The sequence below is a fragment of the Mycobacterium persicum genome (genome assembly GCF_002086915.1).
Classification (GTDB): Bacteria; Actinomycetota; Actinomycetes; order Mycobacteriales; family Mycobacteriaceae; genus Mycobacterium; species Mycobacterium persicum.
Map to the genome: position 1 here is coordinate 3,704,322 of NZ_MWQA01000001.1, position 23,365 is coordinate 3,727,686.

General features: G+C 66.8%; 18 protein-coding genes. 9 read left to right on the forward strand and 9 right to left on the reverse strand.

Annotated elements, in window-relative coordinates:
* Window positions 1-64 precede the first annotated feature (64 nt).
* Window positions 65-2,473, reverse strand: a complete 2,409-nt coding sequence (iniR, locus tag B4U45_RS16905; RefSeq protein WP_122526362.1) for an isoniazid response ATPase/transcriptional regulator IniR — start codon at window positions 2,471-2,473, stop codon at window positions 65-67.
* 254 nt (window positions 2,474-2,727) lie between these two features.
* On the opposite strand from iniR, the gene B4U45_RS16910 reads away from it, so the two are divergent.
* The 4 genes from B4U45_RS16910 to iniC all read left to right on the forward strand — a co-directional run bounded on the left by B4U45_RS16910 (window position 2,728) and on the right by iniC (window position 9,335).
* On the forward strand, window positions 2,728-3,276 hold the full coding sequence (locus B4U45_RS16910; RefSeq protein ID WP_075546362.1) for an Rv0340 family IniB-related protein: 549 nt from the start codon (window positions 2,728-2,730) through the stop codon (window positions 3,274-3,276).
* Between the two features lie 271 nt (window positions 3,277-3,547).
* Window positions 3,548-5,911 (forward strand): IniB N-terminal domain-containing protein, encoded by a 2,364-nt coding sequence (locus B4U45_RS30455; RefSeq protein WP_219859465.1) that lies wholly within the window; start codon window positions 3,548-3,550, stop codon window positions 5,909-5,911.
* 102 nt (window positions 5,912-6,013) lie between these two features.
* Window positions 6,014-7,837: an isoniazid-induced dynamin-like GTPase IniA gene (gene iniA / locus B4U45_RS16920; protein WP_075546366.1), complete on the forward strand. Its 1,824-nt coding sequence runs from the start codon at window positions 6,014-6,016 to the stop codon at window positions 7,835-7,837.
* 16 nt (window positions 7,838-7,853) lie between these two features.
* Window positions 7,854-9,335, forward strand: coding sequence for an isoniazid-induced dynamin-like GTPase IniC (gene iniC, locus B4U45_RS16925; RefSeq protein WP_075546367.1), 1,482 nt, complete (start codon window positions 7,854-7,856; stop codon window positions 9,333-9,335).
* A gap of 4 nt (window positions 9,336-9,339) precedes the next feature.
* Here iniC and B4U45_RS16930 read toward each other — a convergent pair whose 3' ends face one another.
* The 7 genes from B4U45_RS16930 to B4U45_RS16960 all read right to left on the reverse strand — a co-directional run bounded on the left by B4U45_RS16930 (window position 9,340) and on the right by B4U45_RS16960 (window position 16,656).
* Entirely contained in the window at window positions 9,340-11,088 is a 1,749-nt protein-coding gene (locus B4U45_RS16930) for an Hsp70 family protein (RefSeq protein WP_075546368.1), read from the reverse strand.
* Between the two features lie 88 nt (window positions 11,089-11,176).
* Entirely contained in the window at window positions 11,177-11,662 is a 486-nt protein-coding gene (locus tag B4U45_RS30460; RefSeq protein WP_371686752.1) for an oligopeptide transporter substrate-binding protein, read from the reverse strand.
* 70 nt (window positions 11,663-11,732) lie between these two features.
* Complete coding sequence (locus B4U45_RS16940) at window positions 11,733-12,293, reverse strand: hypothetical protein (RefSeq protein ID WP_219859466.1); 561 nt, start codon at window positions 12,291-12,293, stop codon at window positions 11,733-11,735.
* 36 nt (window positions 12,294-12,329) lie between these two features.
* A complete protein-coding gene (locus tag B4U45_RS16945) occupies window positions 12,330-12,878 on the reverse strand; it encodes a hypothetical protein (RefSeq protein ID WP_075546371.1) in 549 nt (182 codons plus the stop codon).
* A gap of 58 nt (window positions 12,879-12,936) precedes the next feature.
* Window positions 12,937-13,440, reverse strand: a complete 504-nt coding sequence (locus B4U45_RS16950; protein WP_075546372.1) for a (2Fe-2S)-binding protein — start codon at window positions 13,438-13,440, stop codon at window positions 12,937-12,939.
* Window positions 13,433-14,320, reverse strand: a complete 888-nt coding sequence (locus B4U45_RS16955) for an FAD binding domain-containing protein (RefSeq protein ID WP_075546408.1) — start codon at window positions 14,318-14,320, stop codon at window positions 13,433-13,435. The genes B4U45_RS16950 and B4U45_RS16955 overlap by 8 nt, the downstream gene beginning before the upstream one ends.
* Window positions 14,317-16,656, reverse strand: coding sequence for a xanthine dehydrogenase family protein molybdopterin-binding subunit (locus B4U45_RS16960; RefSeq protein ID WP_075546373.1), 2,340 nt, complete (start codon window positions 16,654-16,656; stop codon window positions 14,317-14,319). The genes B4U45_RS16955 and B4U45_RS16960 overlap by 4 nt, the downstream gene beginning before the upstream one ends.
* Window positions 16,657-16,708: 52 nt before the next feature.
* Here B4U45_RS16960 and B4U45_RS16965 point away from each other — a divergent pair, with 52 nt between their 5' ends.
* Window positions 16,709-17,260: a nucleotidyltransferase family protein gene (locus tag B4U45_RS16965; protein ID WP_075546374.1), complete on the forward strand. Its 552-nt coding sequence runs from the start codon at window positions 16,709-16,711 to the stop codon at window positions 17,258-17,260.
* Between the two features lie 12 nt (window positions 17,261-17,272).
* On the opposite strand, the gene B4U45_RS16970 is transcribed toward B4U45_RS16965, so the two are convergent.
* Window positions 17,273-18,703: an amino acid permease gene (locus tag B4U45_RS16970; protein ID WP_075546375.1), complete on the reverse strand. Its 1,431-nt coding sequence runs from the start codon at window positions 18,701-18,703 to the stop codon at window positions 17,273-17,275.
* 516 nt (window positions 18,704-19,219) lie between these two features.
* Here B4U45_RS16970 and dnaK point away from each other — a divergent pair.
* From dnaK to B4U45_RS16990, 4 genes are read left to right on the forward strand one after another with little or no spacing between them, the layout of a single operon-like run.
* A complete protein-coding gene (gene dnaK, locus B4U45_RS16975) occupies window positions 19,220-21,085 on the forward strand; it encodes a molecular chaperone DnaK (RefSeq protein ID WP_075546376.1) in 1,866 nt (621 codons plus the stop codon).
* Complete coding sequence (gene grpE, locus B4U45_RS16980; protein ID WP_075546377.1) at window positions 21,082-21,747, forward strand: nucleotide exchange factor GrpE; 666 nt, start codon at window positions 21,082-21,084, stop codon at window positions 21,745-21,747. Before dnaK ends, grpE begins: the two co-directional genes overlap by 4 nt.
* Before the next feature lie 58 nt (window positions 21,748-21,805).
* A complete protein-coding gene (gene dnaJ, locus B4U45_RS16985; RefSeq protein WP_083156147.1) occupies window positions 21,806-22,993 on the forward strand; it encodes a molecular chaperone DnaJ in 1,188 nt (395 codons plus the stop codon).
* Window positions 22,993-23,364, forward strand: a complete 372-nt coding sequence (locus B4U45_RS16990) for a heat shock protein transcriptional repressor HspR (RefSeq protein ID WP_075546379.1) — start codon at window positions 22,993-22,995, stop codon at window positions 23,362-23,364. Before dnaJ ends, B4U45_RS16990 begins: the two co-directional genes overlap by 1 nt.
* Window position 23,365: the final 1 nt, after the last annotated feature.

A 23,365-nucleotide genomic window follows, 5' to 3' on the forward strand; every position in this document is an offset into this window, starting at 1 on the left:
TGCCGTGTTCGACGCGAGATAGGCTGTCCTAACTTCGCCGTCGGCGCTGCGTCTCATCGGCGGCTCACTCCGGTGGGGTCAACATTGCGCGCAGCATCGACAACATTTCCGAGCGGGACTCGGCGCCGAGCCGTCGGCGGATCCGTGCGACGTGATGTTCGACGGTCTTGGCCGAAATGAACAACCGGCTGCCGATGTCGCGGTACGGCATCCCCAGCAGCAGCAACTCGGCGACTTCGCGTTCCCGATCGGACAGCGGAGTGCCCGCCGGTGGCTGGCGTGGTGCGGCCGACGCGCCTGCAGCCGGGTCCAGGTCGATGACCTCCTCAGAACCCGTGCCCAGCTTCAGGTCTCGGGCCAGTTGCAGCATCGCCCCCGAAACCTTGGCATCCGAGGTTTGCAGGGCGGCCTGCCCGGCCAGCCTGGTCGCGTCCGAGGTCAGACCGACGCGGGCCAGCGACCGTGCCGCCGCGGTGACTTCGTCGGCGTCGACCTGATCGGCGAGCACCCTGAGCCAGGTCCGGCCGGCACCGGACATGATCTGCGCGAGGCCGCTGTGGGCCGCCGCCGCAGCGAGCGCCTGCCCGTGCGGCGCGACCGATTCTGGTGAGCTGGCCAGTATTCCGGCGTGCACGCCGGCCCAATGCAGTGAATTGGACCACAACGGCGGGTTGCCCAGCGAATCCAGAAGTGCGAACGCCACATTCACGGGGTATTCCAGTTGGTCCACCTGGCGTATTCGGGTGGCGGCCACCCACAACTCGGCGAGTGGCAACAGCGCGAACAGATCGATCGAATATTCGGCGAGCACTTCCATGGCGGTGGACCACTGCTTGTGCAGCACACCGGTATCGCCACTGCGGCGCGCGATCGCAATGTGTAGTGCCGCGGCCCATAACGCGTCACGCCGGTGAAGCTCGGTGCCGGCGGCGGCGACATCCGCGGCGGCCGACGGCAGCTGGCCGTCTTGCATCTTGATCCAGGCGGACAGCAGTAGGTGCCGGCTCCGGAACACTGCGTCGCCACCGGCGCGCACCGCCCGTCCGATCACGCTGCGGGCGCGGACCGGGTCGCCACCGTGTATTGCGGCCAAGGCAACCAGTGCGGCCGGGCTGTCCGGCAGGGCTTCGGTCACCGATGGTTGGGCCGCAAGGGCCTGGCCCAGTTTTGCCATCGCGACCGGATAGGGCTGATCCATGGTCAGAAGTAGCCCCTCGGCTAGGCCTCGCGAAGCTCGCGCAGCCATCGTCGGTGGGCCAGAATCCTTGAGACGCAACGCACCTCGCGAAGCCGTCAGATCGCCCGTGGCCGCAAGCACGATCACCGCGGCCGAACCGACCACCGCGTCAGGGTGTGGGCCCAGCCAGCGGAACAACTCGGCGGCCTGAGCCGTATTGCCGTCATGGGTGGCGACGCTGGCCGCAATGCGCACCGCCGCGGCGCGTTCGGCGGAGTCGGACGAGCTGAGCAGATCGTCGGCCAGTGCTGCCGCTGCTGGGCAATCGGCGGTGAGAGCAAGCGCATCGGCCAACCGGGAGGTCAGTCCGGCGGCACCCGCAGTGACCGCCGCCCGGTACAGCCGTGCGCTGCGGGCCGAGTCGCCTTCGGCCACGGCATATCGGCTGAGGATGGCCGCCAGTCGGCCGTCATGCAACCCATGTTCGGCCAGTTGTAACGCGAGCTCCCGCGATATCGGCGAGATGTCGAATTGCGTACGCAACAGCGATGTTTCGATCTGATGGTGGTGCGCGTTGCCGATGATCTGGGCGACGGCGTCATGCACGGCCTGTAGGAACGCCGGAGGATGGGAGGGTAGGACGAGTCCGCCGGCGTGCGCACGATCGACCAGCCGGCGGGCGTCTGCCGTCGAAACCCCAAGCGCCGCAGCGATATCGGTGACCCCTAACCCTGGACTCAGCGACATGAGCAGCAGCGCGTCCAGTGTGGGTTCGTCGAGTCGGCGCAACCGCATGACGAGCGTGACCTTGGCGGCCTGTGCCGGTGGATGTGCCGCGTCGGACAGTGCATGGATCAGGAACGGCAACCCGGCCGTGTGATCACGCAGGTGCTCGGCGACCGGCAGCGGACCCAGCGATATTCGAGGCCGCTCCCGTTCGATGGCCGTCGTCAGGGCGCGTAGCGCCGGGTCCTCTTGGTGGTCTTCGGTGGCTACCACGACCGTGGCGCCAGGCTCGAGGGCCCGCTCGGTCAGCCGAACGAGTTCGGCGTCGATCAGTAGGTGGGCGTCGTCGACGACGAACGCGGCGTCGGACGGATCACCGTCCCGGGGGGGTCGGGTCAGGACCGTCAACCCGGCGCGGCGCAGCGCCTCGCGGCCCGCGGCGAGCAGGGATGTCTTGCCGGTTCCGATTCCACCACAGACCAGGGCTTTGACGGGGGCCGTGGCCGCATGGGTCAAGTCATCGACGACACCGCGTGCGGTGGGCGGGACGTCGGCAGGAGCTGGGATCACGGATGCGTCGCCGTATTGCGTGAGTCCGGCCGGTGGCTCATTTCGCGTCCTCGGATTCTTCGCAGCTCACAGGTTTGTCGGCAGCGGTTTCACCATAGCCCGTCCGTCCCCATAACCCCGGTATTCCCCTAACGTGACACCCCCTAATGGGATCGCGGGGTCCGCGGGTTTCGCACCGAACACAGAGGCGCAGTCAACCGATAGCATCGTGCTAACGCGAGACCAGCACGAGAGATGTGCGATGTGGAGGCGAGATGGCAAACTCGTTGCTCGACTTCGTCATCTCGCTGGTACGCGATCCCGAGGCGGCCGCGCGCTATGCGGCCGACCCTGCTCAGGCAATCGCTGATGCCCACCTTACGAATGTGACCAGCGTCGACGTCAACAATCTGATCCCAGTGGTGTCGGATTCGCTGTCAATGGCCGGTTCGGCAGGCGCAACTGCCGGGACCCAAATCGTCGGCCATGGCAACGTCTGGGCAAGCGGTGCGGCGGCGGCTGCCCTCGATGCGTTCTCGCCGCACACCCCGGCGCCCGCGTTCCAACAGCACAGCCCGGTAAGCCATGTGATCAACGAGCCGGTCTTGCCGGGGGCCGGCGAAATGCCCACCGATCCCCATCCGGTCGGGATCGAACCGCATGAGCCGTCGGTGCTGCTTAGCGGCGCTGACCTGCCCGATTCGACGTTCGACCACGGTGGCGTCCCGGCGGACGACCCGGCGATCTGGGACCACCCGATCATTCACCCGCACACCGTCGACCCCGATCACCACGGGTTCGGTCTCCACGGTGAAATTCATTAGTTACTGATCTGTCTGATCGTCCGGTGATGGCGTGACGGGCGGCATTTGACATCCGGAAATGCGGTTCATGGGGGCTGTTTTCGGTGTCGCGTAGGGGAGCGTCGATTTCCCCTAATCCCCTAATGTGGTGGCCTGGCCGATCCCGGTGGGTACCTGACTGACCGGGGGATCTGACCCCGATTTCGGCGGGATGCTGACTCCATAGCGTTGATGGCAGAGCGCCGGCCTTCTCGGCGAACAACTCCACACATTGAATTGAAGGGACATGAACATGACCTCGCTGGTCGACTACATCCTGAATCTGTTCCGCAGTGAAGACGCAGCAAGGGCGTTTGTCGCTGCTCCCGGGCAGGCCATGACCAACGCCGGTTTGATCAATGTGTCGCCCGCGGAGTTCTCGTCGGCCGCGGCCAGCGCGCTGCCTTTCCTCGATCTTGGCGCCGGCGACCCGATCGGCGGCTTACAGCAGGCGGTGGCCGATCGGCACGGCCTTGCGCTGGCGGCTGACGGGGGCGGCCTGTCGTCCGCTGTGGTTGCCCAGGATGCCGGAGCCGTCATGGGCGACGCGGGCGCCGTCGCCGGCGGCGAGGGCCTGTTCGCGGGCGAGGTCGGCGCCTCCGCAGCGAACGTCATCGCGACCGATGTGGGCGCCGGTTTGGCCGCCGGGCTGACCAGTGGTTTAGGTGCCGGGGTCTGGAGCCAGAGCGGGCTGGGTTGGCAGACGGGTGCGAGCGGATTGGTTCCCGGTGTCGTGTTTGCCGCCCCGACCGGAGGCTTTGGCAGTGAGGTGGGCCTGGGCTTCGGTGCCGGCGTCCAGGGCGCGATCGGTGCCCAGGTTGGTGCTGGGTTAGGCCTTGGCCTTGGTGCGCAGACGGGCTTGGGCGCCCAGGCTGGTCTGGGTTTTTCCGCCGGCTTTCAGGCCGGAATTGGAGCCCAAGTTGGAGCCGGCCTAGGCCTGGGTGCTCAGACGGGTCTGGGGCTGCAGACCGGTGTGGGCTTTGGTCTTGGAGGCCAGGCCGCCGTTGGTGGTCAGGTTGCTGCCGGACTGGGGTGGGGCCTTGGCGGCGGCATCGGTGGTGATGCCGTCATCGGTGGTGATGCCGGGTTTGGCCTCGGTGGTCAGGCTGGTGGGGTGATTGGTGGCGGCGTCAGCGGCGGTGTTGGTGGTCAGGCTGGTGGTGTGATTGGTGCTGGTGTTGGTGGTCAGGCTGGCGGTGTGATTGGTGCTGGTGTTGGTGGTGGCATCGGTGGCGGCCTTGGTGGTCAGGCTGGTGGCGCGATCGGTGGCGGCCTTGGTGGTCAGGCGGGTGGCGCGATCGGTGGCGGCCTTGGTGGTCAGGCCGGCGGGGTGATCGATGCTGGTGTTGGTGGTCAGGCTGGTGGCGTGATTGGTGCTGGTGTTGGTGGTCAGGCCAGTGGCGGCCTTGTAGGCAAGGTCGGTGTGAGCGGCCAAGGTGGCATTGGCGGCCAGGCCGGTGGCGCTGTTGGCGGAGCGGCGGGTATTGGAGGCCAGGCGGCTGTAACTGCCGGTGGCGGTGTCGCCAGTCAGGCGGGTATCGCCAGTCAGGCGGGTATCGCTGGCCAGGCCGCGGTCGCCAGTCAGGCGGGTATCGCCAGTCAGGCGGGTATCGCCAGTCAGGCGGGTATCGCGAGTCAGGCGGGTATCGCCAGTCAGGCGGGTATCGCCAGTCAGGCGGGTATCGCGAGTCAGGCGGGTATCGCCAGTCAGGCGGGTATCGCGAGCCAGGCCGGAATCGCTAGTTCGGCAGGTATCGCAAGCCAGGCCGGTCTCGGCCTGGGCGGCCAGGCTGGGTTGATCGCCAGCGAAGGCGCTGCCCTGAACGGCGCTGCTACCCCGCATATTTCAGGTCCGCTGGGTGGCGTCGGCGTGGGCGGTCAAACTGGCGTTACCACCGGTGCCGGCCTGGGCTTTGGAGCGGTCGGCCGCGGCGACATCGTGAGCGGTGAAAGCACCCATATCGGCGCGGGTGGCGGCACAGCTGCCGGACTCGGGGGCACGGCGACGGGCGCGGGCGGCGGCACAGCTGCCGGACTCGGGGGCGCGGCGACGGGCCCGGGTGGCGCCACTGCTGCCGGGCTCGGCGGCACCGCTGCCGGCGTCGGCGGCGATACCAGCCTCGGTGGTCAGGCCGGGCTAGGCGGGACCGCCGCCGGCGGGGCGCATGGCGACATCCTCGGCCACGAAGGCGCCGCACTCGGCGGTGGCGTTAGCGCTGGTAGCGCGCCGGCCGAGCATGGCCCGACCGTCCCCACGGTCCACGGCCCCGTCATGCAGGCAGGCGCGGGCGCCGGGGCTGACGGCCACGTGACGCCGCCGTCGGCTGGTGGTCCCGTCGTCCACAGCCCGGGCACTGCCGGACTCGGGGGCGCGCAACCTCCGGTGATCAGCGCACCGGCGCCGCACGCGCCGACGCCGACGCCCGCGCCGGCGCACACTCCTCCGGTTGAGCACGCGCCCGTGATAGCGCCGCAGGAGCATGTGTCGGTCGAGCCGCCGGTCCAGCACGAGCCGCCGAGTCCCTCGGTGTTCGGCCATGAGCCGCCGGTGCCACACACGCCGCCGATGCACACCGAGCCGCCGTCGCACGGGCCGATGGGTCCGCACGGGTTCTGATTCGGCGGAACCGGCGCGGCAAAACCGGCGGGGACCTTCGTGGTCCCCGCCGGTTCGTGCGCCTACCGTAATTGCAGGCGATCGAGAAAGTGGGGCAGTGCGGTGACTCAACCCGATGACCCGCGTCGGGTCGGTGTGATCGTCGAGCTGATCGATCACACCATCGCGGTCGCAGAACTCAACCAACGCGGTGATTTGGTGCGACGGTTGAGGCGTGCCCGTGCGCGGATCACCGACCCGCAGATCAGGGTGGTGATCGCCGGCCAGCTCAAACAGGGGAAGAGTCAACTGCTCAATGCGTTGCTCAATCTGCCGGTCGCGCGGGTGGGAGACGACGAGGCCACCGTCGTGATCACCGTCGTCAGCTACAGCGCCCAGCCGTCGGCTCGGATCATCCTGGCTGCGGGGCCCAACGGCGAGACGACCGCCGTTGACATCCCGGTGGACGACATCACCACCGATCTGCGTCGGGCGCCCCAGGCCCACGGCCGCGCCGTACTGCGAGTAGAGATCGGCGCGCCGAGTCCGCTGCTTCAGGGCGGGCTGACGTTTATCGACACTCCCGGAGTGGGCGGCCACGGGCAGCCGCATCTGTCGGCAACGCTGGGGTTGCTGCCCGACGCCGACGCGCTGCTGATGGTCAGCGATGCCAGCCAGGAATTCACCGAACCGGAGATGTGGTTTCTGCGCAAGGCACACCAGGTCTGTCCCGTTGGGGCGGTGGTGGCCACCAAAACCGACCTGTACCCGCATTGGCGCGAGATCGTCAACACCAATGCCGCGCACCTGCAGCGGGCCCGCGTGCCCATGCCGATCATCCCCGTTTCGTCATTATTGCGCAGCCATGCCGTCACGTTGAACGACAAGGAACTCAACGAAGAATCCAACTTCCCGGCGATCGTGAAGTTTCTCAGCGAGAAGGTTCTGTCCCGAGAGACCGACCGGGTCCGCGACGAAGTTCTACGTGAAATACATTCGGCGGCAGAGCAATTAGCGATATCGGTCGGTTCGGAATTGTCAGTCATCAACGACCCAGCGGTGCGGGACCGGCTGGCTTCCGACTTGGAGCGGCGCAAGCGCGAAGCCCAGGATGCGTTGCAGCAGACCGCGTTATGGCAGCAGGTGCTTAATGACGGTTTCACTGACCTGAGCACCGACGTGGACCACGATTTGCGGGCGCGCTTCCGCGCGGTCACCGAAGATGCTGAGCGGCAAATCGATTCGTGTGACCCGACGCTGCATTGGGCCGAGATCGGCGCCGACGTGGAAAACGCGATTGCCACCGCCGTCGGCGACAACTTCGTCTGGGCATATCATCGCGCCGAGGCTTTGGCTGACGACGTCGCCCGCTCGTTCGCCGACGCGGGGCTGGATTCGGTGATGTCCCCGGAGCTGAGCAAGCGGGCCATGGGCGCCGATTTCGGCCAGCTCAAGGCGCTGGCCCGGCTGGAATCCAAGCCAGCCGGCAAAGCCCAGAAAATGGTCAGCGGATTGCGGGGTTCCTACGGCGGCGTGGTGATGATCGGGATGTTGTCCTCGGTGGCCGGTCTCGGTCTGTTCAACCCCGTGTCGGTGGGGGCTGGGCTGATACTCGGCCGCATGGCCTATAAGGAGGACAAGGAGAACCGGCTGCTGCGGGCGCGCGCCGAGGCCAAGACCAATGTGCGCCGCTTCGTCGACGACATCTCATTCGTAGTCGGCAAGGAGTCTCGCGACCGGCTCAAGATGATCCAGCGCACGTTACGCGACCACTACCGGGAGATCGCCAACGAGCTTACCCGATCGTTGAACGAATCGCTGCAAGCCACCGTCACCGCGGCACATCTGGAAGAAGCCCAGCGCGACAACAGGATTCGCGAACTCGAACGACAGCTCGACATCCTGAACCAGGTGACCGACAACCTGCGCAAGTTGAAGCCATGCTGACGCCGCTGGGACCAGTGTGAGCACAACCGATCGGGTCCGCGCGATTCTGGGCGGAACCATCGAGGCCTACCGGGGTGAGCCGGCCTACCGGCAGCGGGCCGACGTCTTCTACGAGCTCGAGCGCATCACGGCGCGGCTGGGCGAACCGATCCGGATCGCCCTGGCCGGCACGCTCAAGGCGGGCAAATCCACTCTGGTCAACGCACTTGTCGGCGACGACATCGCCCCGACTGATGCCACCGAGGCAACCCGGATCGTGACCTGGTTCCGGCACGGTCCGGCTCCGAGGGTGACCGCCAACCACCGCGGCGGACGGCGCACGAATGTGCCGATCACGCATCGGGGTGGTCTGAGTTTCGACTTGAGCCGGCTCAATCCAGCCGACATCGTCGACCTGGACGTCGAGTGGCCCGCAGAAGAACTGGCCGGCGCCACGATCATCGACACCCCAGGAACGTCGTCGCTGGCGCGCGATACCTCCGAGCGCACCCTACGGCTCCTGGTGCCCGCCGACGGGGTGCCGCGGGTGGATGCGGTGGTGTTCTTGTTACGCACTCTCACCGCCGCAGACGTCGCCTTGCTCAAGCAGATTGGCGGGCTCGTCGGTGGCTCGGCGGGAGCGCTGGGCATCATCGGTGTGGCGTCGCGGGCCGATGAGATAGGTGCGGGGCGCATTGATGCGATGGTCTCGGCCAAGGATGTGGCCATCCGGTTCACCGATGAGCTGAGTCGGACGGGCGTTTGTCAGGCGGTGGTGCCGGTATCCGGGCTACTTGCGCTGACCGCGCGCACGCTGCGCCAGGCCGAGTTTTCCGCGTTGAAGAAGCTGGCCGGAGCCGACAGCGCCGAACTCAACAAAGCCCTGTTGAGCGTGGATCGTTTTGTCCGGCCGGACAGTCCGTTACCGGTGGATGCGGGCACGCGGGCGCAGTTGCTCGAACGGTTCGGCATGTTCGGCATCCGCATTTCGATCGCCCTGCTCGCGGCCGGTATCGCCGATTCGTCAGGACTGGCGGCCGAATTGCTGGAGCGTAGCGGGCTGGTGGAGCTACGCAAGGTGATCGATCAGCAGTTCGAGCAACGCGCCGACATGCTCAAGGCGCATACCGCGCTGGTGTCGTTGCGCCGGTTCGTGCAGCAGCACCCGGTCATGGCGACGCCGTACGTGATCGCCGACATCGACCCGCTGTTGGCCGACACCCACGCCTTCGAGGAACTCCGGGTGCTGAGCCTGTTACCTTCGAGGACAACGACATTGAACGAAGATGAACTCTCGTCGCTGCGCCGCATCATCGGTGGCTCCGGAACCAGTCCCGCAGCCCGGCTGGGCCTGAGTCCGCAGAATTACCATGACGGTCCACGTGCCGCGCTCGCAGCCGTGCAGCGCTGGCGCCGCCGAGCCGAACATCCGCTCAACGATCCATTCACCACCAGGGCCTGTCGCGCGGCGGTGCGCAGTGCGGAAGCGATGGTGGCCGGATTCGCCGCGCGGCGCTGACCCTTTAGGCCCCCGGTGCCACCGTGGTCGGCGTGACGGGCGCGGCTGTCGTTGTCGGTGGCTGAGTGGTCGTCGGCGGCGCGGTAGTCGTCGGCGGCGCGGTAGTCGTTGTCGGCTTGGTGGTGGTCGGCTGGGTTGTTGTGGTGGTCGGCGGAGCAGTCGTGGTGGTGGTGGTCGTAGGCGGCGACGTCGTGGTCGTGGTGGTAACCGGCGGGGCGGTTGTCGTGGTGGCCGGCGGTGGCGGGGGCGTTGTGGTGCTTGGTGTTATCACCGTCACCGTCGGGCTGTTGTTCGGCCCGACCACCGTCACGGTCTGCGGTGTCGGCGGGGGTACCGGCGATGTGGTGTTGACCGGCTTGCTCTTGCTCGGGCCCAGTGTCAGCCCCAACACCACCGCCACCAATATCGCCAAGCCTGCCGCGGCCAGGCTGAACACCACGGCGGCGCGCTTGTACCACGGCAGCGGTTCGGCCTCGGTAGCCTGCGGCTGATCACGCTGTTGGTCGAAAGCCGTTGCGGTGCGACCGTATTCACCAGTGGCATCGGGTCCGGTGTAGGGGACCGGTTCGTTGCCGGTGTTGGCGTCCTCGGACCAGGCCAGCGGGACGTTGGCCGGTTCGGTGGCGGGTGGGTTGACCCACGCCGTCGGCGCCGCCTCGGTGGGGACGACCGGGCCGACGATGTGGGTCGGTGCGTCGACGGCGGGTCCGGCACCGGTCGGGGCACCCGCTGACGACTGTGCCTGGCCGAGTAGGCCCGCACCGATCGCGGCGCTGGACAACGGTTGCGGCGTGGTGAAGACGGGCACCTGCAAGCGTTCCGAAAGGCGGGCGGTGACCAGCGGGATCGCGGCGCCGCCGCCGGCGGTGGCCACGGCAGCCAGTGCGGCCCGAAACTCGTTGCGCTGCAATATCTCTTCGACAAAGCCGACGAAACGGTCCAGCGGGGTGACGATCAGTTGCTCAAAATCGTTACGCGACAGCCGAACCCCCTCGCCGGCGCCGGTGGCAATAGTGGCCGTCGTCAGCGCCGACAGTTGCTCCTTGGCGGCCCGGCATCCGCCGAGCAGACGCGTCACCGACCCCATCCGGGTGGCGGTGCCCGACACTTCGGTGCTGTCGACATCGGGGGCCGCTCTGAGCAGGTGGCCCAGGACAAGCTGGTCGATTTCGTCGCCGGAGAACTCGCGGTACCGAAACGTCGGGCCGATCTGGCGCAGATTCGAACCGGCGTCGGCCAAGGTTACGCTCGTGCCACCGGCGCCGAAGTCGCACAGCGCGACGACACCACTCGTCGGGCATCCGGGCCTGGCGTGCAGCGCGGCCAGTGAGGCCGTTGCGTCGGAGATCACCGTCGCCGGGACGCCGTCGGGCGCCAATGCGGGCTGGCTGAGCAGTGCTCCGCGCAGCGCGGCGAACTGGCCTTCGGACCAGTAGGCCGGAGCCGCGATGGTGATCGGGGCGCCGTAGCCGACGGTTCGTGCGATGGCGTTGAGTGCTTGCGCCGTGAGGGCCTCGCCCTGATGTCTGGTCCCGTCGGCGGCCACCAGCGGAGCCGGGTCGCCGACCCGCTCGACGAAACCGCGCAGCACCAGTCCCGGCTCGGCGAAGTCCGGGTTCTCTTCTGGCAGGCCCACTTCGGCAGCCCGATGCTCGAACAGCCGTAACACCGATGCCCGTCGCACCGGGGTGCCGTCCGCCCGGGCCGCGACCAGGTTGGCCACCCCGATGGACAACCCGAGCGAAACGCTCATCTAGCACCCCCTGTGGTCCATTGCGTGCGGCGATCGGTGGCCGACGGCCGTTCCCCACGATAGCCGCCGCCGAAACGCAGCGATCTGCTCAGAGGCCGGGCGGCAAGTTGATCACGGTCGGTATCGGCAGCGTGATCTGCGGCGGCAGAGTCGGCAACGCCCCGGGCGACGGGTTGGCCCCCGTCGTCCCCGTCGTCGTCGGCGAAGTCGTGGTGGTCGTGGTCGTGGTGGTCGTGCTGGTAGTGGTAGTGGTCGTCGTCGGCGGCGAAGTCGTGGTGGTCGTGGTCGGCGCCGTGGTGGTCGTCGGTGGCATGGTCGTGGTGGTGACGGTGGTGGTGACCGACGCGGGGGTGGGGCGTCCGTGCGCAAGCTGGATGATGCCGTACACGATCACCGCGATGAGGGCCGCGATCAGTACGCCCCAGCCGACCAATGCCAGCGGTTTGCGCCATCCCGGGATGCTGGGCGCAGGTTGAGGCTGTTGCCCGTATCCGCCCGGGCCGTCGCCGTATCCGTAGTTGCCATAGACCGTCGGGTCGCCGCCGCCGTAGTCGGGCGGGTCGTACCTTGCCACGGCCGCAGATGCTAGTCCGCGACGGCTACCGGCATACGGCAGCCACGCGGACCGTTACCGATCAGCAGTCTTATGGCAGGTTCGGCGGCAGGGTGATCGGGGACGGCATTCCCGGGATGGTGATTACCGAGGGCAACGGCGGCAGATGTGGGAAGTGCCGCGTCGGGGCGTGGGTCGGTTGCTGAGCCGGCGGCTGGCCTTGCGGCGTGGGGGCCGGCGGAGCCTCGGGTGTGGGGGGGGGCGGCTCAGTTGTGGTCGTGGTCGACTCCACTGTCGTGGTGGTGGTCGTGGGGGCCGTCGTCGTCGTGGTGGTCGGGGTCGGGCTGCTGCCCTGCTGATCACTCATCAGCTGGGTGATGCCGTAGATGATCAACGCGATCAGGATCAGGCATAGCAGCGCCCAGCCGATCAGCGTCGCCGGCTTGCGGTACCAGGGTTTGGGCTCTTCGTTGAGGTCGGATTGCTCGGGGGGGTCGGATTGGTCGGGCGGGGGGAGTTGCTCAGCCGGCGGCCCTTGCTGGTAGGGCTGGTTTGGCGGAGGACGGCCGGCCGGCGGGTATCCCCGCGCTCCGAAGCCGCCATACTGGGTCGGCTGGTTGTGGAAGTCTTCGGGTGGTCCGTAGCGTGCCACAAAACCGATGGTACTGACGCCGGGGTGCTTCCCAGCTCAGAAGGTGCTGACCCGGTCGATGCTGACGAACATGCCATGCCCGGTGCTGTTGTTCTGGAAGCGGGTGCCCTCGGTGGTCGAGGTGATGGTCCAGCCCTGCGCGTCGTAGGTCCTGTAGTCGATGGTGACGGTCGGAATCGCGCCGAGATTGCCGAGGACCCACTGCACGGTGCCGGCGGCGGTGATGTGCACGCCGTTGGCGTGCTCACCGTCCTTGATCGGGGAATTGGTGAACGGCGCCTCGCAGCCGACGCTGTCTTTGTTGATCTGGCAGCGGGTCTGGCCGGACTTGGTCTCGATGAAGACGTAACCGTTCTGGTCGGGCGGCAACGGGATGGCACCGGCCGGCGTAGTCGGGCTCGGCGTTGTCGGCGGCAGCGGCGCCGTGCCGCTCGGTGGCGAGGTACTGGGCCGCGACGTCGGGAACGACGGCTCGATCGGCCCGGCGCCCGGTCCGGCGATCGGCCTGCCGTCAATGGTGGAATCGCATCCGGCGCCCAGCGCACCCGCCGCCAGCAGGGCCGCTCCGATCTGCAATAACCGCACGCGCTACTCCCGAGATTCTCAAAGACCAAAGCTCAGATTACGCAGCAGGTGACGCAAGTTACCGCAGTGACGCGCCTTCGGCTTCGGTGTGGCCCATTACGTCTGCGGCCCGGCGCGCGGCCGCGACGATGCCCTGGTAGCCGGTGCATCGGCAGAAGTTCCCGGCCAGGGCTTGGCGTATCTGGTCGTCGGAGGGCTGGGGATTGTCGTTCAGCAGCGCGGTGATCGACATGACGAAACCCGGCGTGCAAAAGCCGCATTGCAGTCCATGGCACTCCCGCAGCGCCGCCTGCACCGGTGAAAGCTCGCCGCTCGCTGACGCGACGCCCTCCACCGTCGTCACCTCCATGCCGTCGGCCTGGACCGCGAACAGCAGGCACGAGCGCACGGCAGCGCCGTCCAGCAACACCGTGCACGCGCCGCACGCACCGTGTTCGCACCCGAGATGAGTGCCGGTGAGCCCACATTTGTCACGCAGGAAGTCCGCCAACGTCATCCGCGGTTCAACGCTGGCGGCGACGGAATTTCCGTTGACCGAGAACTGGACTGATCGCTCATGCATAACTGGCTCCGAGGCTTGGTTGCTGGGCTGCTTGGGTCCAGGCACGCGCCGTCATGGCGGCACCCACCCGGCTGCGGTACGACGCGGACCCTTGCAGGTCCGACGGAATGTCGTCGAGTTCCGACATGGCTGCCCGGCCGATTTCCTCGGGTATCACCTCGTGCAGCGGCAGGCCGGTGACCGCGGTTTCGGTCGCCGTCGCGCGCGTGGGCGTGGCACCCAGGCCCAGCAAGCCGATCGCGCAGCGCGACACCCGGTCATGGTCGTCGAGCCGCACCCCGACGACTGCCCCGGCGATCGCGAAATCGCCGTGCCGGCGCGCAAATTCGCGTACCGCAAAGCCGGATCGGCCATTCCACACCGGAAACCGGACACCGGTGAGCACCTCGTCGGGCTCCATGGTGGTTTGCCACAGGCCGGCGAAGAAGTCCGCGGCAGCGATCTCTCGTCGCCCTCGCGGCGAAAGCACCTCCATCACCGCGTCCAGGGCCAGTGCCACCGCCGGGTATTCACCGGCGGCATCGGCATGCGCGATCGATCCCCCCAGCGTGCCGCGGTTGCGGATCTGGAAGTGCCCGACGAACGGCGTCGCCAAGTTCAGCAACGGAACCGATTGGCGCACTTGCGCATCGGCACCAACGACGGCCTCGGTGGTTCCCGCTCCGATCCACAGTTGGTCGCCGCGGGCTTCGACACCGTGCAGCTCGGGCAGCCGGGATATGTCGATGAGGTGATCGAAGTAGGCCAGCCGCATCGACAACATCGGCACCAGGCTTTGGCCTCCGGCAAGGATTTTCGCCTCTTCGCCGAACTCGGCCAGCAGGCCCACGGCCGCGTCGACGGTATCGGGGCGGTGGTAGTCGAACGATGCGGGCTTCACCACGAGGCCTCTTCCAGGAGCGAGACGATCGACGCCGGACTGGCCGGCAGCCGCGTTAGGGCCACGCCCAGCGGCGCCAGGGCATCGTTGATCGCGTTGATCACTGCCGGCACCGATCCGATCGCCCCGCCTTCGCCGACGCCCTTGTATCCGCCCGGGCCCGGGCCCGGGATTTCGACGTGGCCATATTCGATCAGCGGCACCTCGGTGGCGGTCGGCAGCAGATAGTCGACGAATGTCGTGGCCAGCGGGTTGCCGTCGTCGTCGTAGACGAGGTTTTCCAGCAGTGCGCCGCCGATGCCCTGCACCGTTCCGCCGGCGATCTGTCCTTCCACGATCGCCGGGTTGATCATCGGCCCGACGTCTTCGCTGACGATATAGCGCAGCAGTGTGACTTTGCCGGTCGCGGTGTCGACTTCGCAAGTGCAGGCGTGGGTCGCGTTGGCCCAGTGAATCGGGTTGGGCGAGTTGAACCGAGCGGTCGCCTCCAATGTGGGCGACATTCCCGGCGGCAACTGCTGCGGTGAGTAGTGGGCCAGGTAGGCCAGCTCGCCGAACGACACCTGGGTTGCTGGGTCCCCGCGTACGGCAGCGCGCGAATGACCCAGTTGTACTTCGGATTCGGCCACCTTCAGGCGATGTGCGGCCAGTTTGACGATCTTCTCGCGCAGCATGGTCCCCGCCTCGGTGACGGCCCCGGCGGTCATCGGTCCGCTGCGGCTGCCCTGGGTCCCGGCCCCGTACGGCGTGGTCGCGGTATCGCCCTGAATGGTGCCCACGTCATCGAAATCTGCCCCCAGCACGTCGGCAGTCAGTTGAATGACAGTGGTTTCCAGGCTGTTTCCGCTCGAACCGCCGTTTACGTAGACGGTGATCTTGCCCGTCGGCCCCATCCGGATGGTGGCGCCTTCGGTGGCCATATGACCGGTGGCAGCGCCGGTGGCCTCGATGTACGCCGAGAAGCCGAGGCCCAGGTAGCGCCCGCGCGCCAAAGCCTCGGCCTGTTCTTTGCGGAATCCCTCGTGGTCAACGATTTTCACGGCTTGTTCGAACGTCTCGATCGGAGCGACGTGGTCGTACGGCATGCCGTTGGGGTTGACGTACGGCATCTCGTCACCGCGCAGCAGATTGCGCCGGCGCAGCTCGACGGGATCGATATTCATCTTGCGCGCGGCGATGTCGAAAAGTATTTCGCGCGCGAGGGTTTCGAACTGCCATGGACCGCGGTAGGCCGCCAACCCGGCGGTGTTGGAGAACACCGCCTTGTAGTTGAAGCTGGCCTTGGGCACCCGGTACGGCCCAGGGAAGAACATGCCGATGGCCGCGGTGGTCAACACCGGGTACGGCGTCGGATAAGCCCCGATGTCCTGGACGAAGTCGATGTCGGCGGCCGCGATTTTGCCCTCGTCGTCGAACGCCATCCTGGCCCTGCCGTCGACGTGACGCGCCTGCCCGGCCGACATCAGGTTTTCGCGCCTGTCCTCGATCCACTTGAGCGCCGCGGGCACCTTGCGGGCGGCCAGCATGATGCACATGTCTTCGCGCATCGGGACGACCTTCTGGCCGAAACCCCCGCCGGTGTCCCGCGCGATCACCCGAACCCGTTGTGCCGCAATGCCTAACAGGCGGGCACAGAAAGCGCGCAGTTCGTGCGGAGTCTGGGTCGACGCCCAGACGGTCAATTCTCCCGAAGCCGCCACCCACTCCACCACCAGGCCGCGGGTCTCGATCGGCACCGGCAGATGGATCTGCTGATAGAGGTGCTCTGCCACGACATAAGGCGATGTGGCGAAGACGTTTTCGTCCGGCCGCACCCCGCCCATACCGCCGGCGACATTGTTCGGGTAGCCGTCGTGTACCAGCACCTCGGCGGACTGCGCCTGCCTGAAGTCGACCACTGCCGGCAATGGCTCGTAGTCGACGTCGACCAGTTCGAGCGCGTCCTCGGCGAGGTAGCGGTTCTCGGCGACGACCAAGGCAACCGGGTCGCCGACGAACTTCGCTTCGCCGTTGGCCAGCGGGGGCCGCGGCGTGTCCGGGACGTCCTTACCCGCGACGGCGTGCCAGGCCTCCCGGACATCCGGATTGAGGTCGGCGGCGGTGAACACCGCGTGGACGCCGGGCAGTGCCAGCGCCGCCGAGGCGTCGATGCCATTGATCCGGGCCCGCGCGAACGGGCTGCGTACGAAGCAGGCGTGCAGCATGCCAGGCCTCGAGATGTCGTCGACGAAACTGCCATGCCCGGTCAGCAGCCGGCTGTCTTCGACGCGCTGCACGCGAGTGCCGGCGTAGCGGGGTGCCGGGGTAGCGCTGGTCGGTTGCAAGTCCTGAGTCATGGCGTTCCATCTGGTTGTCGCCTTTTGAGAAGCCCGATGTCATCATAGGAGAGTGGCGTTATCGGAGTCGATAGTGATCGGACTCCTCTTAGCGGCAGGTGCCGGACGGCGGTATGGACGTCCGAAGGTCCTCGTGGAAGGTTGGCTCGACGCCGCGCTGGATGCGCTGACCGGCGGTGGTTGCACCGAAATCGTCGTGGTTCTTGGCGCTGCCCAGGTGGCGGTCCCACCCGGTGTCACCGCGATCACCGCTGCGGATTGGCAACAGGGGCTGAGCGCGTCGGTGCGCGAGGGCCTTGCGCAGGCCGATCGCATGAACGCGGACTACGCCGTCTTACACGTCATCGATACACCCGATGTCGACGCCTCGGTGGTGGCGCGAGTGGTCAACCGCGCGTTGGCGTCCCGCAGTGGTCTGGCGCGGGCGTACTTCGGCGAACGGCCCGGACATCCGGTGGTGATCGCCCGCGGGCATTGGCCGGCAGTGCTGGCCACGATCTCCGGGGACCAGGGGGCGGCCGCTTATCTGCGGGCGGCGCGGCAGGTCGAGATCGTCGACTGCGGCGACCTCGCCAGCGGCGTCGACATCGACGAACCGCGGTGATGCGCTATTGCGCTATTGGGTGGGCTGGGTGGTTTCCGCGGCGTGCTGGGCGGTGGTCAGCACGCGGTGGCGCACCACATACCAGCCGCCGATGAGGGCGGGTATGCCCACCAGCATCGCGGCGAGCATCCAGCGACCGTATGCCTCGTTGAACAGCATCAGGATCAGTACGGTCGCGAGAAAAACCAGGGTGAGCCAGCCGCTGTACGGGGACAGTGGCATCCGGAAATGCGGACGCTGCAACGTCCCGGCGGTCGTCAAACGGTGAAATCGCAATTGGCACGCCACGATGGTCGCCCAGGCCACGATGACTCCGGTTGCGGCGATATGCAGCACGATCTCGAACGCCTGGCTCGGTTTGACGGCGTTGAGGACGATGCCGAACAGACCGATTCCGGCGGTGAGCAGGATTCCGCCATACGGCACACCGTTTTTCGACAGCGGTGCGGTGAATTTCGGGCCGCTGCCGGCGATGGCCATCGATCGCAGGATCCGTCCCGTGGAATACAGCCCGGCGTTCAGGCTCGAAAGTGCGGCGGTGAGGACCACCAGGTTCATCAGGCTGCCGCCGCCGGCAAAACCGATCTTGGAAAAGAAGGTGACGAACGGGCTGACGTGTTCGCGGTAGGCGGTGTAGGGCAGCAGTAGCGCCAGCAGGATGGTCGAGCCGATGTAGAACACCGCGATACGGAACACCACCGAGTTGATCGCCCGTGGCATGACCTTTTCCGGCTCGGCCGCTTCCCCGGCGGCGATCCCGACCAGTTCGACGGCGGCGTAGGCGAACACCACGCCGGAGGTGACAAGCACCAGCGGCAGCAGCCCGGCCGGCAGCAGTCCGCCGTGGCTGCTCCACAGCGATACCCCGGTCTGTTGACCGTCGACTTTGAAACGTCCGGCCAGGAAAACCGTGCCGACGACAAGGAACACCACCAGCGCCAGCACCTTGACCAAGGCGGCCCAAAACTCCAATTCCCCGAAGAGGCGCACCGAGATCAGATTCATCGACAACACCACCAGCAGCGCGCTCAACGCGAGTGCCCACTGCGGAATCACGTGAAACGCCGTCCAGTAATGGAAGTAGTGTGCGATCGCCGTGGTGTCGACTATCCCGGTCATGGCCCAGTTCAGGAAGTACATCCAGCCGGCCACGAAAGCCGCCTTCTCGCCGAAGAATTCGCGGGCGTACGAAACGAACGATCCGGACGACGGGCGGTGCAGCACCAGTTCGCCTAACGCGCGCAGGATCAGGAAGACGAAGATTCCGCAGACCCCGTAGACCAGAAACAACCCCGGTCCTGCCGACGCGAGCCGGCCGCCGGCGCCGAGGAAAAGTCCGGTCCCGATCGCGCCGCCGAGCGCGATCATCTGCAGCTGCCGATTGTTGAGGGTCTTGTGGTAGCCGGAGTCTTCGCGGGTAAGCATGCTAGGAGGCGGTGCCATCGAATTCCTTATCGCCGTAGCTTGCGGAAACGCAGCGAGACTGGGTGCCAGGCTATCCCACTCCCGCCATCTGACACACCGTCAAGCGTGGCCGGCTGAGTGGGCGTCGAGTGTGTGGTGGCGGCGTCGAGGGTGCATTGGTGGCTTCGGGTGTGCGCTGGCGGCGTGTCTGAGCGGGACGGACTCAGCCCTGCGCGCACGCTCGACGCCCTACGCGCATAGTCGACGCCGCCAGTGCTCAGTCGACGCCCTACGTGCACAGTCGTTGAACGAAGACGCTCGAATTGGCCAACTTCGCTGCATCGTGTCAGTCAATGAACGAAGAGCGCCGCGCCGGCCAGAACCAAGATGCCGACCCCGGGAACAAGTCGGCAACCGGCACCGTTAGCATGATCGACAAGTTGAGTGGACCAAGCTCAACCCTGTTTGACAGCAGGTCCTGCTGGGAGCAGGCTTGAGCGGGGTTCACTCAGCATAGTGCAGTACCGAAGGTCTACATACTCAGGAGGAATCACCATGGCTCGTGCGGTCGGAATCGACCTCGGGACCACCAACTCCGTCGTCTGCGTGCTGGAGGGTGGTGACCCCGTCGTGGTCGCCAACTCCGAGGGCTCACGGACCACTCCGTCCGTCGTCGCGTTTGCGCGCAACGGCGAGGTGCTGGTCGGCCAGCCCGCCAAGAACCAGGCGGTGACCAACGTCGACCGCACCGTGCGTTCGGTCAAGCGACACATGGGCTCCGACTGGTCCATCGAAATCGACGGCAAGAAATACACCGCGCCCGAGATCAGCGCGCGCGTCCTGATGAAGCTCAAGCGCGACGCGGAGGCCTACCTCGGTGAGGACATCACCGACGCGGTGATCACCGTGCCCGCCTACTTCAACGACGCCCAGCGCCAGGCCACCAAGGACGCCGGCCAGATCGCCGGCCTCAACGTGCTGCGGATCGTCAACGAGCCGACCGCCGCCGCGCTGGCCTACGGTTTGGACAAGGGCGAGAAGGAACAGACAATCCTGGTTTTCGACCTCGGTGGCGGCACCTTCGACGTCTCCCTGCTGGAGATCGGCGAGGGCGTGGTCGAGGTCCGCGCCACCAGCGGTGACAACCACTTGGGCGGCGACGACTGGGACGACCGCATCGTCAGCTGGCTGGTCGACAAGTTCAAGGGCACCAGCGGCATCGACCTGACCAAGGACAAGATGGCGATGCAGCGGCTGCGGGAAGCGGCCGAGAAGGCCAAGATCGAGCTGAGTTCGAGCCAGTCGACCTCGATCAACCTGCCCTACATCACCGTCGACGCCGACAAGAACCCGCTGTTCCTCGACGAGCAGTTGACCCGGGCCGAGTTCCAGCGCATCACTCAGGACCTGCTGGACCGCACCCGCAAGCCGTTCCAGTCGGTGATCGCCGACACCGGCATCTCGGTGTCGGACATCGACCACGTGGTGCTGGTGGGCGGCTCGACCCGGATGCCGGCGGTGACCGACCTGGTCAAGGAGCTCACCGGCGGCAAGGAGCCCAACAAGGGCGTGAACCCGGACGAGGTGGTGGCAGTCGGCGCGGCTCTGCAGGCCGGCGTGCTCAAGGGTGAGGTGAAAGACGTTCTGCTGCTTGATGTTACGCCGCTGAGCCTGGGTATCGAGACCAAGGGTGGCGTGATGACCAAGTTGATCGAGCGCAACACCACGATCCCGACTAAGCGGTCGGAGACCTTCACCACCGCCGACGACAACCAGCCGTCGGTGCAGATCCAGGTCTATCAGGGTGAGCGTGAGATCGCCGCGCACAACAAGCTGCTCGGCTCCTTCGAGCTGACCGGCATCCCGCCGGCGCCGCGCGGCGTCCCGCAGATCGAGGTCACCTTCGACATCGACGCCAACGGCATCGTGCACGTCACGGCCAAGGACAAGGGCACCGGCAAGGAGAACACCATCCGGATCCAGGAAGGCTCGGGCCTGTCCAAGGAAGAGATCGACCGGATGATCAAAGACGCCGAGGCGCACGCCGAGGAGGACCGCAAGCGTCGCGAAGAGGCCGACGTCCGCAACCAGGCTGAGACGCTGGTCTACCAGACCGAGAAGTTCGTTAAGGAACAGCGTGAGGCCGAAGGCGGGTCAAAGGTGCCCGAGGACACGCTGAGCAAGGTCGAAGCCGCGGTGGCAGAGGCCAAGACCGCACTTGGTGGCACTGATATTGCCGCGATCAAGTCGGCGATGGAAAAGCTCGGCCACGAATCGCAGGCACTCGGACAGGCGATTTACGAGGCCACTCAGGCTGAGGCTGGCGCTGCCGGCGCGGGGCAGCCGGGTGGCGGCCCGTCGGGCTCGGCTGACGACGTGGTGGACGCGGAGGTGGTCGACGACGACCGGGAGTCCAAGTGACCGAAAGCAACCCACACGAACAGGTGACGGTCACCGACAAGCGGCGCATCGATCCGGAAACGGGCGAGGTACGTCATGTCCCTCCCGGCGATACGCCGGGAGGGACGGTACCCGGAGGTTCGGCGGTCGGCAGCGACAAACTGGCGGAAAAGGTTGCCGAGTTGACGGCCGACCTGCAACGGGTGCAGGCCGACTTCGCCAACTATCGCAAGCGTGCGCTGCGTGACCAGCAGGCCGCGGCGGACCGGGCCAAGGCCGCCGTTGTCAGCCAATTGCTGCATGCGGTGGACGACATCGAACGGGCACGCAAGCACGGAGACTTGGATTCCGGGCCGCTGAAGGCCGTCGCCGACAAGCTGATGAGCGCGTTGACCGGCCTGGGGCTGAAGCCATTTGGCGCTGAGGGCGAGGATTTCGATCCGGTGCTGCACGAGGCGGTGCAGCACGAGGGCGATGGCGGACAAGACGCCAAGCCGGTGATCGGAACCGTCATGCGGCAGGGCTACCAGCTCGGTGAGCATGTTCTGCGAAATGCCTTGGTTGCCGTCGTCGAAACGGTTGCCGACGACACGGCCGAATCGGACGCACCGCCCGCGTCTGACGAGCCCGTCGAAACCGAGCAGCCCGACACGAGCGATAACGCCGACGTGCCCGGTGAATAAGGCCGAGAATCACAGGCGAGGCAACACTACACAGACGAAGGTGAGGAGGTGACGCAACATGGCCCAGCGAGAATGGGTCGAGAAGGACTTCTATAAGGAGTTGGGCGTCTCCTCTGACGCCACCGCTGATGAAATCAAACGCGTGGCTCGAAAGTTGCTCGCCGAGAATCATCCCGACCGAAACCCGGGCAACAAGGCGGCCGAGGATCGCTACAAGGCGGTCTCCGAGGCAAAGGAAGTGCTCACCGATCCGGCCAAGCGCAAGGAGTACGACGAAACGCGCCGGCTTTTCGCCGGCGGCGGTTTCGGCGGTCGTAGGTTCGACGCCGGCGGTTTTGGGGGCTTCGGGGGAGGTAGCTACGGCTCCGATGGCGCCGAGTTCAACCTCAACGATTTGTTCGACGCCGCCAGCCGTTCGGGCGGGACCAATATCGGTGACTTGTTCGGCGGGTTGTTCGGCCGCGGCGGCAGCGCCCGTCCCAGCCGGCCGCGTCGCGGCAACGACTTGGAGACCGAGACCGAGCTTGATTTCGTCGAGGCCGCCAAGGGCGTGGCGATGCCGTTGCGGCTGACGAGTCCGGCGCCGTGCACCAACTGCCACGGCAGCGGAGCGCGCCCGGGCACCAGCCCTAAGGTGTGTCCGACCTGCAACGGCGCCGGGGTGATCAACCGGAATCAGGGCGCGTTCGGCTTCTCCGAGCCCTGCACCGATTGCCGGGGTAGCGGCTCGATCATCGAGCACCCGTGTGATGAGTGCAAAGGCACCGGCGTCACCACCCGTACCCGCACCATCAATGTGCGGATCCCGCCGGGCGTCGAGGACGGACAGCGGATCAGATTGCCCGGGCAAGGCGAAGCCGGGTTGCGCGGTGCGCCGTCGGGAGACCTGTATGTGACGGTGCATGTTCGACCGCACCCGGTGTTCGGGCGCGACGGTGATGACCTGACCGTCACAGTTCCGGTCAGCTTTACCGAATTGGCTTTGGGTTCAACACTTTCCGTACCGACGCTGGACGGGACCGTCGGCGTTCGGGTGCCGAAGGGCACCGCCGACGGTCGCATCTTGCGGGTGCGCGGACGTGGTGTGCCCAAGCGCAGCGGCGGTAGCGGCGACCTGCTCGTCACGGTCAAGGTGGCCGTTCCGCCGAACCTGGAAGGCGCCGCCGAAGAGGCACTTCAGGCTTACGCGGCGGCTGAGCGGTCCAGCGGGTTCAACCCCAGGGCCGGTTGGGCGGGTCATCGCTGATGGCCAAGAAGGACGAGTCTCGGACGTTTCTGATCTCGGTGGCTGCCGAGCTGGCCGGCATGCACGCGCAAACGCTGCGCACCTATGACCGGCTGGGTTTGGTCAGTCCGAGGCGCACTTCGGGTGGGGGGCGGCGCTATTCGGAGCGTGACGTCGACCTGCTGCGTCAGGTGCAGCATCTCTCGCAGGAACAGGGCGTCAACCTCGCCGGCATCAAGCGCATCATCGAGCTGACGAATCAGGTCGAAGCGCTGCAGGCGCGGCTCAAGGAGATGGCCGAGGAATTGGCGGTCCTGCGCGCCAACCAACGTCGTGAGCTTGCGGTGTTGCCCAAGAGCACGGCCCTCGTCCTCTGGCAACCGCGCCGGTGAG

Excerpts from the sequence above, each read along its gene's own strand:
- B4U45_RS16910 (WP_075546362.1), top strand. The coding sequence starts at position 2,728 with ATGGCAAACTCGTTGCTCGACTTCGTCATCTCGCTGGTACGCGATCCC.
- B4U45_RS30455 (WP_219859465.1), top strand. The coding sequence starts at position 3,548 with ATGACCTCGCTGGTCGACTACATCCTGAATCTGTTCCGCAGTGAAGAC.
- B4U45_RS16930 (WP_075546368.1), bottom strand. The coding sequence starts at position 11,088 with ATGAGCGTTTCGCTCGGGTTGTCCATCGGGGTGGCCAACCTGGTCGCG.
- B4U45_RS16950 (WP_075546372.1), bottom strand. The coding sequence starts at position 13,440 with ATGCATGAGCGATCAGTCCAGTTCTCGGTCAACGGAAATTCCGTCGCC.
- B4U45_RS16960 (WP_075546373.1), bottom strand. The coding sequence starts at position 16,656 with ATGACTCAGGACTTGCAACCGACCAGCGCTACCCCGGCACCCCGCTAC.
- B4U45_RS16970 (WP_075546375.1), bottom strand. The coding sequence starts at position 18,703 with ATGGCACCGCCTCCTAGCATGCTTACCCGCGAAGACTCCGGCTACCAC.
- dnaK (WP_075546376.1), top strand. The coding sequence starts at position 19,220 with ATGGCTCGTGCGGTCGGAATCGACCTCGGGACCACCAACTCCGTCGTC.
- dnaJ (WP_083156147.1), top strand. The coding sequence starts at position 21,806 with ATGGCCCAGCGAGAATGGGTCGAGAAGGACTTCTATAAGGAGTTGGGC.
- B4U45_RS16990 (WP_075546379.1), top strand. The coding sequence starts at position 22,993 with ATGGCCAAGAAGGACGAGTCTCGGACGTTTCTGATCTCGGTGGCTGCC.